Genomic DNA, 15,825 nt, shown 5'->3' with positions numbered 1-15,825 from the left:
ACCTCCCGGCGCGATGCAGCGCGGGCCTTCCGCCACAGCGGAAGGCCGCGTCGGCGCGCGGAGACTCCCGGCACCTAGAGAAGGAGCACCATGACCATCGGATCAGGAACAACAGCAGGCAACGGACGGACCGCGCTGGTGGTGGGTGCCACCGGCATCGCAGGGTCCGCCCTGGTGGACACCTTGGTGGGCGAAGGCTGGGCAGTCCTTGCCTTGTCCCGCAGGCCCGGAGCCGAGCGCCCCGGCGTCCGGTGGCTCTCCGCAGACCTGACCTCGGCGTCATCGCTGGCCGCTGTGCTTGGTCCGGAGAATCCGTCCCACGTGTACTTCACCGCCTGGTCGCGGCGAGCCACCGAGGAAGAGAACATCGCCGTCAACGCAGGCATGGTGCGTGACCTCCTCGCCGCCCTCCGGGGAAAGGACGTGGCCCACGTCGCCCTGATGACCGGGCTCAAGCACTACCTTGGACCGTTCGAAGCGTACGCCGCAGGGGAAATGCCGGACACGCCCTTCCACGAGGAGGAACCGCGCCTTCCGGTCCGGAACTTCTACTACGCCCAGGAAGATGAGCTCTGGGCGGCAGCGGCCCGGCAGGGATTCACCTGGTCCGTGCACCGTGCGCACACGGTGATCGGGCACGCGGTGGGCAACGCCATGAACATGGGCCTCACCCTTGCGGCGCACGCCACCCTGTGCCGGGACAGCGGGGAGCCGTTTGTCTTCCCGGGCTCCGAGACGCAGTGGAACGGCCTGACCGACATGACGGACTCAGGGCTGCTTGCCGAGCAAATGCTGTGGGCTTCCACCACGCCGGCGGCGGCCAACGAGGCCTTCAACATCGTGAACGGCGATGTCTTCCGCTGGCGCTGGATGTGGCCGAAACTCGCGGCCTACTTCGGCGTGGAGTGGGAGGGCTACCAGGATGCGCCCCGTCCCCTCGAACAGTCCATGGCGGGGCGGGCGGACCAATGGCGGAAAATTGCCGCGGACCACAACCTCAGCGAACCGGAACTGGACCGGGTGGCGTCCTGGTGGCACACGGACGGCGACCTGGGGCGCGGCATCGAAGTGGTCACGGACATGGGCAAGAGCAGGGACGCCGGCTTCACGGGATACCGGCGGACGCTGGATTCCTTCACGGCACTGTTTGACCGTTACCGCGCCGACAATCTGATTCCCTGAGGGCGACGAGAGGGCTCACAAAACGGCCTGCCGTACGCCGTCAGTGAACCCTGAAACTTCCTCCAGCAACGCCCGGCCAAGTCCCAGTTTCCGGACGTACACTGACTGTCGCACCACGTTTGTGGACACACCGTCAGGTTGGAGCCGCCCATGCTCTGGAAGCTACTCGTTGAATACCTCCGGCCGCACCGGCCGCTGCTGGCCGCCGTCGTGGTTTTCCAGCTGGCGCAGTCCATCGCGTCCCTGTACCTGCCCACGCTGAACGCGGACATCATTGACCAGGGCGTAGCCCGGGGCGACACCGGCTACATCCTGTCCACCGGCAGCTTCATGCTGCTGATCACGCTGGCGCAGATCGTGTGTGCCGTTATCGCCGTGTACTTTGGCGCCAAGGCTGCGATGGGCTTGGGCCGGGACCTGCGCGGCGCCATCTTCGAACGGGTGGGTGAGTTCTCCGAGCAGGAAGTCACCAAGTTCGGGGCGCCCAGCCTCATCACCCGCTCCACCAACGACGTCCAGCAGGTCCAGCAGCTGGTGCTGATGTCCGCCACGCTGATGGTTGCCGCGCCCATGCTCAGCATCGGCGGGGTGATCATGGCCATCCGGCAGGACGCCCAACTGTCGTGGCTCATTGCGGTGTGCGTCCCGGTGCTGCTGATCGCCGTCGGGCTCATTGTCACCCGGATGGTGCCGCTGTTTCGCAAGATGCAGGCCCGGATCGACACCGTGAACCGGGTCCTGCGCGAGCAACTCACCGGTATCCGGGTGGTGCGGGCGTTCGTGCGCGAGGACATGGAGACGGAACGGTTCGCCGGTGCCAACACGGACGTCACGGAGGTCGCGTTGCGTGCCGGCCGGCTGATGGCGCTCATGTTCCCCGTGGTGATGCTGGTCCTGAATATTTCCAGCGTGGCGGTGATCTGGTTCGGCTCGTTCCGGATCGAGGACGGGTCCATGCAGGTGGGCACCTTGATCGCGTTCCTGAGCTACCTGATGCAGATCCTGATGTCCGTCATGATGGCCACGTTCATGGCGGTAATGATCCCGCGCGCCTCGGTGTCCGCGGACCGCATTGGCGAGGTGCTGGGCACCAGTTCCAGTGTCCTGCCGCCGGAGAACCCGGTCACCAGCGCGGCGTTCGCCGGCAAGCCGCGGCGGGGCGAGCTGGAAATGCGCGACGTCGGGTTCGCTTACCCGGGTGCCGACCAGCCGGTCCTGTCCGGAATCAGCTTCACCGCCCGCGCGGGGGAGACCACGGCAATTATTGGCAGCACGGGCTCGGGCAAGACCACCCTGGTGAACCTGATGCCGCGGCTGTTCGACGTTACTTCCGGGGCGGTCCTGATGGACGGTGTGAACGTCAGGGACCTGGATCCGGACCTGCTCTGGGGGCACATCGGCCTGGTGCCGCAGCGGCCGTACCTGTTCTCCGGGACTGTGCGCAGCAACCTGCTGTACGGCAACCCGGATGCCACAGAGGACGAGCTCTGGACCGCGCTGGAAATCGCGCAGGCACGCGACTTCGTGGAGCAGATGGAGGAGGGGCTGGACGCGGCCATCTCGCAGGGCGGCACCAACGTCTCCGGCGGGCAGCGGCAGCGGCTGGCCATCGCCCGGGCCCTGGTGAAACGGCCGAGCTCTACATCTTTGATGATTCGTTCTCGTCCCTGGACACCGGCACGGACGCCCGGCTGCGCCAGGCGCTCAAGCGCAACACCGCGGGGGCCACCATGGTGATCATCGCCCAGCGCGTGTCCAGCATCGTGGAGGCGGACCAGATCCTGGTGCTCGACGACGGCAGGATCGTTGCGCACGGCACGCACCACGAGTTGCTGGAGACGTCGGAGACGTACCGCGAGATTGTCTCGTCCCAGCTGGCAGCGGAGGAGACGGTATGAGCACGCACCGCGCAGGAACCCGCCCCGCCGGAGCCGGCCCGGGCGGAGGTGTGCCCACTGGAACCGCAGGTGGCGGGAAAGGCGGCCAGGACGCCGTCGTACGCATTCCGCGCCCGGCCGGCGGACCCGGACGTGGCGGACCGTTTGCCGGGATGAACGTGCCGGCGGAGAAGGCGATGAACTTCAGCGCCTCGGCCAAGCGGCTGCTGGCCACCCTGCGGCCGGAGCGGCTGTGGCTGATGCTGGTGCTGGTCATGGCCGTGGCCGGCGTGGTGCTGCAGGTGATTGGTCCGCGGCTGCTGGGTGAGGGCACCAACCTGATCTTTTCCGGCGTGGTGTCCAAGCAGCTGCCGCCGGGCGTGACGCAGGCGCAGCTGATTGCGCAGCTGCGGGCGGCGGGGGAGAACCAGAAGGCGGACATGCTCAGCGCCATGACGCTGACGCCGGGTGCGGGGATCGATTTCGCGGCGCTGGGCAGCGTGCTGACCTGGGCGCTGGTGCTGTATGTGCTGGCGTCGGCCTTCATGTGGGGGCAGGCGTATGTGCTCAACGGCGTGGTGCAGCGGACGGTGTTCGGGCTGCGCGAGAAGATCGAGGCGAAGATCAACCGGCTGCCGCTGCGTTATTTCGATTCGATCCAGCGCGGTGAGCTGCTGAGCCGGGTCACCAACGATGTGGACAACATCTCGCAGAGCCTGCAGCAGTCCATCAGCCAGGCGGTGACCTCCGTGCTGTCCGTGGTGGGCGTACTGGTGATGATGTTCATCCTCTCGCCCACGCTGGCGCTGATCGCCCTGGTGACCATTCCGCTGACGCTGGGGATCACAGCGCTGATTGCCAAGCGCTCGCAGAAGCTGTTCGTGCAGCAGTGGAAGAACACGGGCGAGCTGAACGGCCAGATCGAGGAGACTTACACCGGGCATGCGCTGGTGAAGGTGTTCGGCCGGCAGCGTGAGGTGGGGGAGCGGTTCCGGCAGAAGAACGCGGAGCTGTATGAGGCGAGCTTCGGTGCGCAGTTTATTTCCGGGCTGATCATGCCGGCCATGACGTTCATCGGGAACCTGGTCTACGTGGGGATCGCGGTGGTGGGCGGCCTGCAGGTGGCCTCCGGTGCCATGCAGCTGGGCGATGTACAGGCGTTCATCCAGTACTCGCGGCAGTTCACGCAGCCGCTGGCACAGCTGGGGTCCATGGCCAACCTTCTCCAGTCGGGTGTGGCCTCTGCCGAGCGGGTGTTCGAGTTGCTGGATACGGAGGAGCAGTCTGCTGATCCTTCTGGTTCTTCGCTGCAGAGTCCGGATGGTGCCGGGCGCGGGCGGCTGGTGTTCGAGGATGTGTCCTTCTCCTACTCGCCGGACAAGCCGCTGATTTCCGGATTGTCCTTGGTGGCGGAGCCGGGGCAGACGGTGGCGATTGTGGGGCCGACCGGGGCGGGCAAGACCACGCTGGTGAACCTGATGATGCGCTTCTACGAGCTGGACGCCGGGCGGATCACGCTCGATGGCGTGGACATCACCACCATGACCCGGGACGATCTGCGCTCGCGGATGGGAATGGTGTTGCAGGACACGTGGCTGTTCGGCGGGACCATCCGGGACAACATCGCGTACGGCCGGCCCACCGCTTCCTCGGACGAGATCCTGGAGGCTGCGCGGGCCACGTACGTGGACCGGTTCGTGCACTCGCTGCCCGAAGGGTACGACACCGTGCTGGACGACGAGGGCGCGAACGTGTCCGCGGGCGAGAAGCAGCTGTTGACGATTGCCCGGGCGTTCCTGGCCCGGCCGTCGGTGCTGATCCTGGATGAGGCGACGTCCTCGGTGGATACCCGGACCGAGGTGCTGGTGCAGAAGGCCATGAGCGCTTTGCGGTCCGACCGGACGTCGTTCGTCATCGCGCACCGCCTGTCCACCATCCGCGACGCCGACCTCATCCTGGTGATGGAGGCCGGGCAGATCGTGGAGCAGGGGAACCATGCGTCACTGCTGGCTGCCGGCGGGGCTTATGCACGGCTGTACGAGGCGCAGTTCGCGGCGCCGGTGGCGGAGGTTTAAGACTCAGCATCGCTAGGGCGCATCGCCCCGCCGGGCAGGTCCACGGTTACTGGCGGGAACTGAACCCGCCCATCCCACGCCAAACCAAAAGCGGACGACGCCGGGTGCCCACCCGCCGTCGTCCGCTCCGCCCAAGCCCCAACAGGGGGGGGTGACTACCTCAGTGCCACAGCCCCAGCGCGAACTCTGCGATCACCGTGGACAGCAGGAACGAGGCCGTGATGGCCAGCAGCCCCACCGGGATGATCTTCCAGCCGATGTTCTTGAGCAGCGGAATGTCCTTGCCCAGGGACAGGCCGGCCAGGGTCAGCATCACGGTGGCGATCGAAAGGAAGTCCACGGTCTTGACCGCTGCGTTCAGTGCCTCGGCCCCGAAGAACCAAGGACTGGAGATGTACGCGCCGATGGTCGTGATGAACACGATCGCCGAGATCTTACGGGTGACCTTGGCCAGCCCAATGCTCACCAGGACCAGCGCCAGCAGGATCACGTACCCCAGCACGATCGAGAGCGACAACCCCTTCGCCGCAACGGAAGCAGTTCCAACACCCAGCACCGTCAGCACGGACAGGGAGAGCCACAGCGGCAGCTTCATCTCGGCCGAGGACTCCGCCACCCGCTCACGGAACAGCCGGTTCTCCTCAGCCTGGGCGGCCTCGCGCTCGGCGTCGGCAGCAGATACAGCGGGAGCACCAGCACCAGCACCAGCACCGGCAGCAACCACCTCACGGCTCGCCTGCTTCCGCGTCAGCACCCGGTAGAACTTGTCCGCCAGCGGCAGCGCAATGTAGATGCCCACGTACACACCCAGCACCGTGGTGATCAGGTTGGACACGGCGGCCATCCCAAGGACAGCGTCCTGGTCGCCCGGGTACGCGGCGGTGATGCTCGCGACGGACGCAGCCATCATGGAACCGGACCCCACGCCGGCACCCATGGCCAGCGCCAGCGGATCGAAGATCTTCCAGTTGGCCACCAGCGAGGTCAGCAGCGTGATGAAAACGGCACCGAACAGCGTCCCGAACACATACATGGCCAGCACGCCGCGGTACTGGTCAGAGTCCGGCCCGTACTTCTCGGACACCATCGCGAAGGACGGCTCACGGTCCAGCGAGAACGTGGCACCCACCGTCGCCTTGCCCATCCGCAGCAGCACAGCCAGCGGCAGCGCCAGCACGATGGTGCCCAGCAGGTGGCCCACCTCCTGCAGCAGCAGCGCCGGGCCCGCCTTCAACAGGGTGGGCAGGCTGGGGCCGATGTTGAACGCCAGCCGCGCCACCAGCAGCAGCACGGCCACGCCCACCAGCGCCGCCGCCACCCGCTGCAGGTCGATGCCCAGCGGCTTGAACTTCTGGATGGACACCAGCAGGCCCAGGATCAGGCCCCACACCATGGGGAAAATGATGATGGCGCCGATGCCCAGGTCGATCTTCGCCTGCCCGATGAACTGGACGGCGAGGGCAATCACGAACGCCAATGCGGCAATGGGGATGGTCAGCCTGGTGCCGGCTTTATCGGTCCGGGCTGTAGTGACAGTGCTCATGATGCGCCTTCCTGGGTGAAAGTACGACGGCGGTACGCCGCTTGGGTGAAGCGTTGACGTTGGGAGGGGGTTGAGGCAGCCGCGGCAACGGTCCAGGCCAGCGCGGTGCCGGCCTCGAACATCACCCCGTACGCCTGCGGAGTGTTCGCCAGGGCGGCGAACGCGTGCGAATGGATGGGAACGTCCGCACCGGGAATGCTCAGCCACGGGTGCAGGGACGGGATGACCTGGGAGATATTGCCCATGTCCGTGGAACCGCCGCTCAGGCCTGCCGCAGGGGAGGTGTCCTTGCCGAACGCGTCCATCGCTGCCGTCCAGTGCGCGGCGAGGTCGTCGTCCTGGATCAGCGGCTCGTACAACGGTTCGGTGTCCTCGAACGCCAGCGTGGTGCCGGTGGCCAGCGCCGCCCCTTCGAAGCAGCGCCGCACCCGCACCAGCAGCGCTTCGAACTCGGGCAGGGTGAAGGCCCGGCACTCGAACTCCACCACGGCTTTCTCCGGAATGATGTTGGTGACGTGGCCGGCCTCCGCCACAAAACAGGCGATCCGGTGGTCGGACGGGATCTGTTGGCGCAGCAGCCCGATCGCCACCTGGCTCAGCACCGCCGCATCGGCGGCGTTCACGCCCAGGTGCGGGGCCGCAGCCGCGTGCGCGGCCTTGCCGGTGAACGTCGCCTTGTAACGGCCCACGGCTTGGGCGCTGGTCCCGGCCGGGTTGTAGGTGACCCCGTCCTGGACCGGGTGGACCATCAAAGCCAGCCCCACGCCGTCGAACGCTCCCTGCTCCAGCATCAGCGCCTTGCCGCCGCCGTGCTCCTCCGCGGGGGTGCCGATGGCCTTGAGCGTGATGCCCAGCTCATCCACGTACGGCTGCAGCGCAAGGGCCGCGGCCACCGACGCGCCGGCGATCAGGTTGTGCCCGCAGGCGTGCCCGATTCCCGGCAGCGCGTCGTATTCCACGCAGAGCGCCACGGTCAGGTCGCCGCTGCCGGCGGTCGCCGCGAAGGCGGTGGGCAGCCCGGCGCTGCCGTGCTCCACCTCGAAGCCGCCCTCAGCCAGCAGCGTGGTGATGGCCTCGGCAGACCTCACTTCCTCGAAGGAGAGTTCCTTGAAGCCGTGGATGTCCTTGGCCAGCGCCTCAACGCGCGGTTTCCAGCGTTCGACGCCGTCCGCCAAGGCAGTGCGCCGCGCACCTGCGGCGGGGGTTGTTGTGTCAGTCGTATGCACGGGTCTCCTAGTAGGACAGTGACGGGAAGGGGGATCCGGCGGCGCGCGTTGGCACCCACACGGCCTTGGTCTGGGTGTACTCGTCCAGCACGCCCGGGCCGGAAGAACGTCCGTGGCCGGAATCGCCGAAACCGCCGAACGGGACTGCCACGTGGATGGTCTTGTAGGAGTTGATCCAGAACGTGCCGGCCTTGACCGCGCGGGCCACGTGGTGGGCGCGGGACACATCCGAGGTCCACACCGCTCCGGCCAGGCCAAAGCTGGTGTTGTTGGCGCGGGCGATTGCCTCGGCTTCGGTATCGAATGCATCCGCGCCCACCACGGGGCCGAACACTTCGGTGGTTTCCAGCCGGTTCTGCGGCGTGACGCCATCCAGCAGCGTGGGCATGACCCAGTGCCCGCCCTTCAGCGCCGAGCCGCTCAACGCCTCCGGCAACGCGGACCCGGTGAGGCGGCGGCCGCCGTCGTCCATTCCCGCCTCAATCAGGCCGGTGACCGTGGCAAACTGCTGCGCGGTGATGATGGGGCCCACCTCGGTGTCAGCGCTGAGCGGATCACCCACGCGCAGCCTTGCGGCCTTGGCGGCGACCATCTCCACGAACTGGGCGCGCACGCTGCGCTCCACCAGGAGCCGGGACCCTGCCACGCAGGACTGGCCGGCACCCGAGAAGATGGCGGAGATGGCGCCGTCCGCGGCGCGGTCCAGGTCGGCGTCGGCGAAGACGATATTGGCGCTCTTGCCGCCGAGCTCCAGCAAGGCCGGGATGCCGGCCTGGGCCGCGGCCACGGCGACCCGTCGGCCGGTGGGGACGGAACCGATGAAGCTGACTTTGCCCACCCGCGGGTCGGTGGTGAGTGCCGCGCCCACGGTCTGGCCCAGGCCCGCGGCAACGTTGAAGACGCCCGCCGGCAAGCCCGCTTCATGGGCGATCTGGGCCAGCCTGACCGAGGAAGCCGGAGTGAATTCGCTGGGCTTGATGATCACCGCGTTGCCAGCGGCCAATGGGGCGGCGGAGTTCCAGCCGGCGGTGAACAGGGGAGCGTTCCATGGAGTGATGGCGACGACGACGCCCCACGGCACGCGCTCGGTGTATGTGTGCCAGTTGCCGGGGACGGGGATGGTCTGCCCGGTGAGCTTGTCCGCCCACCCGGCGTAGTACCCAAACATTTCTGATACCTTGGCGGCCTCTGCCCGGGCGTCCCGGATGGGCTTGCCGGTGGTGGCGGACTCCAGGATGGCCAGTTCCTCGGCGTGCTGCTCCACGGCGCGGCTGACGTTCCGGAGGATGGCGGCCCGCTCGAAGCCGTTCAGCGCGCCCCAAACCCGGGCACCCGCCGTCGAACTTTCCAGTATGGCGTTGGCACCCTCGGCGCCGGGGTCCGCGTAGGTGGCGAACGGCTCGCCGGTGGCCGCGGCGGTGAGGGTGATGCTGTCTCCGCTGCCGGTGGCGACGCGGCCGTCAACGAACGCGCCGAGGCCCGCCGGGAAGGCGGCGTCCAGGACCGACCTGGCGGTGGCCGTGGAAGAGGAGGTGGGTGCTGTGGTGATACTCAAGTTCTTGTTCCTTTGGGGATGTTGACGCTGGTGGCTCTAGGCCGCGGAGTTGGAGGCCGGGGCGCCGGCCGGGGTGATGGCGGGGGCCACGGTGCGGGCGATCTCGGTGAAGTCAGCCCGTGGGCCAAGGACTGCCAGGGCGTCCTGCCACTGGTTGGCGACGGCGGCCAGGAGCGCGGGCTTCTCGCCGATCTGGGCGGCAACGTCCATGGCTAGGGCGGCGTCCCGGGCCATCAGGCCCATGGAGAAGCCGGAATCGTGCGTGCCGGTGAGGACCCAGTTGGGGTACATGGCGGCCGAGACTTTGCTGCCGCCGGAGGCTCCGCTGATGCTGGCCGCTGCCGTGGCGGGGTCGATGCCGTAGGCCTTGGCCACGCCCAGTGCCTCGCCCACGGAGGCGAGGTTCGCGGCGGCCAGGACGTTGTTGAGGAGCTTGACCACGTTGCCGCTGCCGGGGCCGCCGATGTGGCTGTAGTTGCCGCCGGTGAGCGCCAGCAGAACTGGTTCGGCGGCTTTCAGCGCGGCGTCCGTGGCCCCAACGAAGGCGCTGAGCGTTCCCGTTGCGGCGCCGTCGCGGCCACCGGAAACGGGGGCGTCGATGAACGCCGCGCCGGCGGCCTCCGCGAGCTGGGCCATGTGCTTGCTGGTGGCGGGTTCGGAGGTGGTGGTGTCAATGATGGCGACCGTTCCCGTGCCGGCCAGGAGCTGCGGCACGGTGGTTTCGACGATGCCGGCAGCGGGCAGTGAGAGGACTGCGTAGGGTGTTCCGGCCAGGCTGGACAGGGTGTCCGTGGTTCCGATGCCGGTTTCTGCGGCTGCTTGGCGGGCGGCTTCCGAGGGGTCGAAGCCTGTGACGTCCCAGCCCGCCTTGTGCAGGGTGGCGGCCATGGCTCCGCCCATGGCGCCGAGGCCGATAACGGCGACGCGGTTGTTTTGTGGCTCGTTCATAGAGGTACTCCTGGGTGGCTGTTGGTGGTTGTGCGTGCGCGGTTCTGTATTTGCGGCGCAGCTAGTCGAGGTAGATGTCCAGGTCTTTCCAGAGCTGCTGGGTGCGGCGGATGGTGGCCCGGCTGCGCTCCGGATGTGCTGCCTCCATGCCGGCCAGCAGGCCGTAGACCAGGGAATTTGCGGCGGTGACGGACTGGAAGAAGGAGATGCCTTCGGAAGCGACCACCAGGAGGTGGTCCGCGGCGGTGGCCAGGCGGCCGCGGCGCAGGTCGCTGATGGCAATAACCGTGGCGCCCGCCTCTTTCGCGGCTTCGGCGGCGATGATGATCTGCTTGACGGAGCGCCACATGTTGATCACCACCAGGACATCACCCGGCCCAAGGCTGTTGGTGCTGGACGCCAAGTGGGGGCCGGCGCGGTTTTCCAGGCTGATCGGGTAACCCATGGTGGAACCCAAGTGGGCCATGACGCTGGCGGGGCCGGCAAAGGAGCCAATGCCGACGACGGTGATGGACTTCGCTGACGCCAGCGCGGCGATGGCCGCCTCGGCTTCCTCGGGGGTGTTCGAGTCCAGCGTCAGGCGGAGGTTTTCGATGTCGTGGGTTATGGCCTCGTACAGCGGGCTGCGGGTTTCGCCGTGCTCGGTGAGGGTGTCCTCGGTGGAGATCATCACCAGGTAGCGGGACCTGAGTTCCCGCTGCAGGTCAGGCCAGCCGCGGTAGCCCAGGTGTTGTGCCGTGCGGACCACGGAGGAACTGTTCACGTCCGCGCGCTGGGCAATCTCGGCGATGTCCGCGTAGGAGGACAGCTGCGGGTTGCGGCGGATGACCTCCACCACGCGGCTCTGGGCCTTGGTCAGCGCAACGTCCGGCAGGGCATCACCAAGCCATGCGTGGGAGCTGATGCCGGAGCCGTTGCCGTCAGCTTCGGCGGCGTGCCCGGGTGCCGGCTCTGCTGCTGACACTGCTTCCGGCTGGGTTGGCTGCTCTGGTGCCTGCTCTTCTGCCTGCTCTGTGGAAGCGCTGGGGTTCACGGTGGGCCTGTCCTGTAACGCAGATCACTCTGCAAGTGCAATTGCATCAAATGTACTCTGCAATTTCGTTTGCGAACAGTGTTTTGCGTTTCGGGGATGTAAAACCTAGCCGGCTACGGCCCTTTCAACCGACAAGAGCCTTGCGTAGTTCAAGCACATGCTCGCGCCCTCGTTGGCGGGAATCCTGGTTCCGTCCAGGCTTACCTGGTCCCCGCGGGTCAAGGTCGAGCCATCGGGCAACACCGCCACTTCCCCGTCCAAACTGGTGCCCGCCGGAAAGATCAAGGTCCAGTCGGTGCCGTCCTTCCCAAGCAGGATGACGCACCCGGCGCCATCCCTGGAAATTTGTCCCGCCACCGTGGCTTCCACCCGCGGCCCTGACGGTGCACTCTCGACCGTGAGGGCCTTGGTGCCGCCGTCCGAGACGAGCAGCTTGGTGGTGAGCTCCTGCTGGACCGCCGGAGCAGGACTTTCGGCCGGCGGTTGCGCGGGATCTTGAGCTGAACAGGCCGCCACGGCCAAAAGGACTGCAGCGGACGTGCCAAAGGTAATGATGTGCTTCATTTCTGTTCCCCCTACAGAAAGCTGAAATCCCAGCCTACGACCCAGAACCCGGACCCGCAGGCTCCCTTCAGCACCCTGGCGAGGCGTACGACGGCGGGTGGGCACCCGCCGTCGTACGCCTCCTTGCCGCGCGGCTACTTGGATGCCTCGCGGGTTGTCTGTTCCAACCGGGGTGCAGGTTGTTGGCCTCACCCCAAAATGTCAGACCCTGCTGCGAAGATTTTGGTTATGGAAACCGGTGTGGGGGCAGGTGCGCGAGGCAGGGCGGCAATCGCCTCTGCGGTCGCTTCTGTGGCCGGGCTGCTCCATGAATTGGAGCGGGTCGTGGCCGGAGGCAGCCCGGCTGGCGCAGGGCTTGATCCGTTGCGGGAGTTGTCCCAAGACTCCCTTGAGGGACTGGAACTGCTGGCCCGGATCGAGGCGGCAACTGCGGCGGCCAAGGTCCGGATGATCGCCGTCCACGCGGAGGCGGCAACCCTGTTGGAGGCACCCCCGGCCGGCGCTTACAGGGAATCAGCCCAGGAAATGACAATGGTGGCGGAGATCGCCTGCGTACTCACCATCGGCGAACGCGCCGCATCGGCCCTGCTGGGGCAGGCCCACGCGCTGACCACCACGTTGCCGGCGGCTCTGGATGCGTTGCAGGCGGGCACGATTTCATGGCAGCACGCCCGCGCCGTGGTCGACGAAACCACAGGGCTCGATCCCGCACGTGCTGCGGCTTTGGTGGCCCACTTCTTCGACCCCGAGGATCCGAACCCTGCCCGCGGCGCAGCGCCAGGAGACCTCGTGCCGTCGCGCTTCCGGCGGAAGGTCCGGGCGTGGCGGGAGCGCACCTTTCCGGAGTCGCTGGAAGAGCGGCACGCCATTGGCGTGGCGGACCGGCGGATGGAATACCGGCCGGACGTGGACGGCATGGCGTGGCTTTCCCTGTACCTTCCCGGCGACACGGCCTGCGCGGTGTGGAATAAGGCGTCCGCTGTGGCCCGCGGGTTGCAGGGCCCCGGGGAGGACCGGACCCTGACCCAGTTGCGTGCCGATGTCGCGGCCGCACTCCTGGTGGGTGCCAGGGCGGGTGGCGCGGGTGGTGCCGCCTCGAACCCCGGGGCTGCGGGAGATGCCTCGAACCGCGACGCCTCGAACCCCGGTGCCGCCGGCGACGCCTCGAACCGCGACGCCTCGGACCCCGGTGCCGCTGGCGACGTCGGCCACGATGCCGGCCGCTCGTTCGATGCCGGCAACGGCCCCCTTACCGAGGACGGCAACCCTTACGCCGTTGACCTGGGCAGGATTCCCACACCAAGAGCAGACGTCCTGGTCACAGTGCCCGTCTTTTCCCTTCTGGGTCTCACGGATGAACCGGCCGACCTTGACGGGTTTGGTCCCATTCCGGCGTCCATGGCGCGCAGGCTTGTGGCAGACGGGGCTGGTTCGTTCTACCGGGTGCTGGTGGACCCGCGGGACGGGGCGCCGCTGGAAATCGGACGCACCAGCTACCGGCTGCCGGAAAGCATGAAGCGGTGGATCCGGATGCGTGACGGCAGGTGCACCTTCCCCGGCTGCAGCAACCACACCCAGGACAACGAAACAGACCACCTCACCGCCTGGCAACACGGTGGAACCACTGGAATCAGCAACCTGGGGCAGCTGTGCCCCAAGCACCACCGCCTGAAACACGGCTCCACATGGACGCCCACCCCGGCCACCATGAACGAGTCACCCGGATGGACTTCCCCTGCCGGCCGTCACTATCCGGCCGAACAACCTGACTGGCAGAAACCGCAATGGCCGCCCGGATTCCCGGCAGCGGAATGGATCGTTCCGCCGGGCTGCCCGCCGGGTGGGGCCAGCCCCTTCGAGGAAATCATCGTGGCGTACCTCGCCTCGTGACGCCACGGCACAAAGTTAGAACACTGCAGCGGCGAAACTGCCGCGCCGACGCAGCGGCCGATGCAGCGAAGGGGGGCGACGGCGGATGCGTGCCGCCGTCGTCCGTTCCGTGCCCGGCCCATGACCGTGCCCCAGCAATGTCCCGGCCAGTTCATCCCTACGCAACCACCATGTCCACCTCCGTTCTTTCGGGCGGACAAGCCTTGGCAGGCACCCACTGCCCGGCGGCTCGCGATACAAAGGGCGGAAGGCCCACCGTCCAAGGAGTACCCCGTGTTCGTAAGATCCACCCTGGCCACGCTTGCCGTCCTCGCCACCCTCGCCGGAGCAGCCGCAAGCTCCGCCCAGGCAGCCGACAACACAAGCGACAGCAGCCAGGCCTTCACCTTCGGCGTTATCGGCGACATTCCCTATGGTGCGGCCGAGATCGCAAAGTTCCCGTCGCACATCCGGGACCTCAACGCCGATGAGGACCTGAAGTTTGTAGCACACGTGGGCGACATCAAGAACGGCTCCTCCATCTGCTCCAACGAGTACTTCTCCTACATCCGCTCCCAGTTCGACACCTTCACCCACCCGCTGGTCTACACGCCGGGCGACAACGAATGGGTGGACTGCCACCGAACCAACAACGGCGCCTACAACCCGCTGGAGCGCTTGGACAAGATCAGGGAGGTGTTCTTCAACGAACCTGGCAAGACGCTTGGCGCCACCATGCCCGTCAAGAGCCAGGCGAACCTGGGGCTGCCCGAGGACGTCCGCTTCACCAAGAACCGGGTGGCTTTCTCCGTTCTGAACGTCCAAGGCAGCAACAACTCGCTCCTGCCGTGGACGGGGTTGGGCAAGACTGCTCCCACGCCGGAACAGCTCGCCGAGGTGGAACACCGCACGGACGCCGTCCTGGCCCAGATCCACCAGACCTTCGCCGATGCCAAGCGCAGCAACGACCGCGCCGTGGTGCTCATTCAGCAGGCGGACATGTTTGATCCCGCGCTGCTCGCCGACGCCACTGCCGACCCCAAGACCGTGTCCGGCTTCCGGGAGATCGTGCAGGCGATCGTCGACGAAACGAACCACTTCGACGCCCCGGTCTACCTGGTCAACGGCGACAGCCACGTCTTCGCCCAGAACCAGCCCCTCGCCGCCGGATCGCCCTGGCTGGATATCTACGGTGCCCCGGCCGCGGACAACCTGCAGCGCATCACCGTGGACGGCGCCAACAACGCCGTCGACTACCTCCGCGTCACCGTGTCAGGCAACAACGCCAAGGGCGCAGACGTCCTGAGCTGGGAAAAGGTCCCCTACAGCGAGTAGCACCCCACTGAAGCGGACGACGGCGGGTACCCATCCGCCGTCGTCCGCTTTCCTGTGTGCCGGAAACCGGCCGTCCTAGAGCCGGAAGCTCCATGAACACGCTGTTGGGATCGAGCATATAGTCGGCGAACGGTGCGCACTCGGTGAATCCGTGGCGGGCATAGAGGCGTCGGGCCGGGGCGAAGTAGTCCTCGGTCCCGGTTTCCAGGTAGACGCGCTCCAGGTTCCGGGACCGCGCGTCGGCGAGGATGTGAAGAAGCATAAGGGTGGCGACGCCTCGTCCCCGAGCCGACGCGGTGGTGCGCATGGACTTGATCTCGCCCATCCCGGCTGCGCCCGGTGTGGACTCCAGGAGCTTGAGTGCCCCGCACCCCAGCAGTGCACCCTGCTCGCGCGCGGTCCAGAACGTGATGGATGGGGCGGAGAGCGCAGAGTGGTCCAGCGCGTGAACGCTTTCGGCCGGCGACGTGGCGTACATGTCCGCCAGGTGTTCGCTCAGGAGGCGGTGGACGTCGTCGCGCTCGGGGCTGTCCCGCTCTATGGCAATCATTGCTTCAAATTTACCGGTTGCCTGCCGCGCCGCGGTGTGCGACTATTCGGGTGATCGTGATCAGAACG

Annotated in this window: 10 protein-coding genes and 2 pseudogenes; 5 read left to right on the top strand and 7 right to left on the bottom strand. The window is 67.2% G+C overall.

Translation table 11 applies throughout. The annotated features are described in order from the left end of the window. Window positions 1-90 precede the first annotated feature (90 nt). From ACX5I6_RS02130 to ACX5I6_RS02120, 3 genes and pseudogenes are all read left to right on the top strand, one after another. Window positions 91-1,182: an SDR family oxidoreductase gene (locus ACX5I6_RS02130; protein WP_461839301.1), complete on the top strand. Its 1,092-nt coding sequence runs from the start codon at window positions 91-93 to the stop codon at window positions 1,180-1,182. A 150-nt stretch (window positions 1,183-1,332) separates the two neighbouring features. Further along, a pseudogene (locus tag ACX5I6_RS02125) lies at window positions 1,333-3,080 on the top strand (ABC transporter ATP-binding protein). After that, the gene (locus ACX5I6_RS02120; protein WP_461839300.1) at window positions 3,077-5,134 is read left to right on the top strand and encodes an ABC transporter ATP-binding protein; all 2,058 of its coding nucleotides are present in this window, start codon (window positions 3,077-3,079) and stop codon (window positions 5,132-5,134) included. The pseudogene ACX5I6_RS02125 and the gene ACX5I6_RS02120 overlap by 4 nt, the downstream one beginning before the upstream one ends. A 160-nt stretch (window positions 5,135-5,294) precedes the next feature. Here the strand turns inward: ACX5I6_RS02120 and ACX5I6_RS02115 are convergent, their stop codons facing one another. The 6 genes from ACX5I6_RS02115 to ACX5I6_RS02090 form a co-directional block, all read right to left on the bottom strand. Beyond that, entirely contained in the window at window positions 5,295-6,677 is a 1,383-nt protein-coding gene (locus ACX5I6_RS02115) for a DUF3100 domain-containing protein (protein ID WP_461839299.1), read from the bottom strand. After that, entirely contained in the window at window positions 6,674-7,903 is a 1,230-nt protein-coding gene (locus ACX5I6_RS02110) for an amidohydrolase (RefSeq protein ID WP_461839298.1), read from the bottom strand. Before ACX5I6_RS02110 ends, ACX5I6_RS02115 begins: the two co-directional genes overlap by 4 nt. Window positions 7,904-7,910: 7 nt before the next feature. Continuing rightward, entirely contained in the window at window positions 7,911-9,458 is a 1,548-nt protein-coding gene (locus ACX5I6_RS02105) for an aldehyde dehydrogenase family protein (RefSeq protein WP_461839297.1), read from the bottom strand. Between the two features lie 36 nt (window positions 9,459-9,494). Continuing rightward, the gene (locus tag ACX5I6_RS02100; RefSeq protein ID WP_461839296.1) at window positions 9,495-10,406 is read right to left on the bottom strand and encodes an NAD(P)-dependent oxidoreductase; all 912 of its coding nucleotides are present in this window, start codon (window positions 10,404-10,406) and stop codon (window positions 9,495-9,497) included. A 61-nt stretch (window positions 10,407-10,467) separates the two neighbouring features. Beyond that, window positions 10,468-11,370, bottom strand: coding sequence for a MurR/RpiR family transcriptional regulator (locus ACX5I6_RS02095; protein WP_461841649.1), 903 nt, complete (start codon window positions 11,368-11,370; stop codon window positions 10,468-10,470). Between the two features lie 174 nt (window positions 11,371-11,544). Further along, window positions 11,545-12,003 (bottom strand): hypothetical protein, encoded by a 459-nt coding sequence (locus ACX5I6_RS02090; protein ID WP_461839295.1) that lies wholly within the window; start codon window positions 12,001-12,003, stop codon window positions 11,545-11,547. Between the two features lie 228 nt (window positions 12,004-12,231). On the opposite strand from ACX5I6_RS02090, the gene ACX5I6_RS02085 reads away from it, so the two are divergent. Continuing rightward, entirely contained in the window at window positions 12,232-13,893 is a 1,662-nt protein-coding gene (locus ACX5I6_RS02085) for an HNH endonuclease signature motif containing protein (RefSeq protein WP_461839294.1), read from the top strand. Window positions 13,894-14,166: 273 nt separating this feature from the next. Beyond that, entirely contained in the window at window positions 14,167-15,207 is a 1,041-nt protein-coding gene (locus tag ACX5I6_RS02080) for a hypothetical protein (protein ID WP_461839293.1), read from the top strand. Window positions 15,208-15,292: 85 nt separating this feature from the next. Here ACX5I6_RS02080 and ACX5I6_RS02075 read toward each other — a convergent pair. After that, window positions 15,293-15,757 (bottom strand): annotated as a pseudogene (locus ACX5I6_RS02075) (GNAT family N-acetyltransferase); the annotation flags it as partial. Window positions 15,758-15,825: the final 68 nt, after the last annotated feature.

The sequence above is a fragment of the Arthrobacter sp. MMS24-T111 genome, from assembly GCF_054888995.1.
The sequence above is the reverse complement of the archived record's forward strand: the minus strand, read 5'-3'. Positions and strand labels throughout refer to the sequence as shown.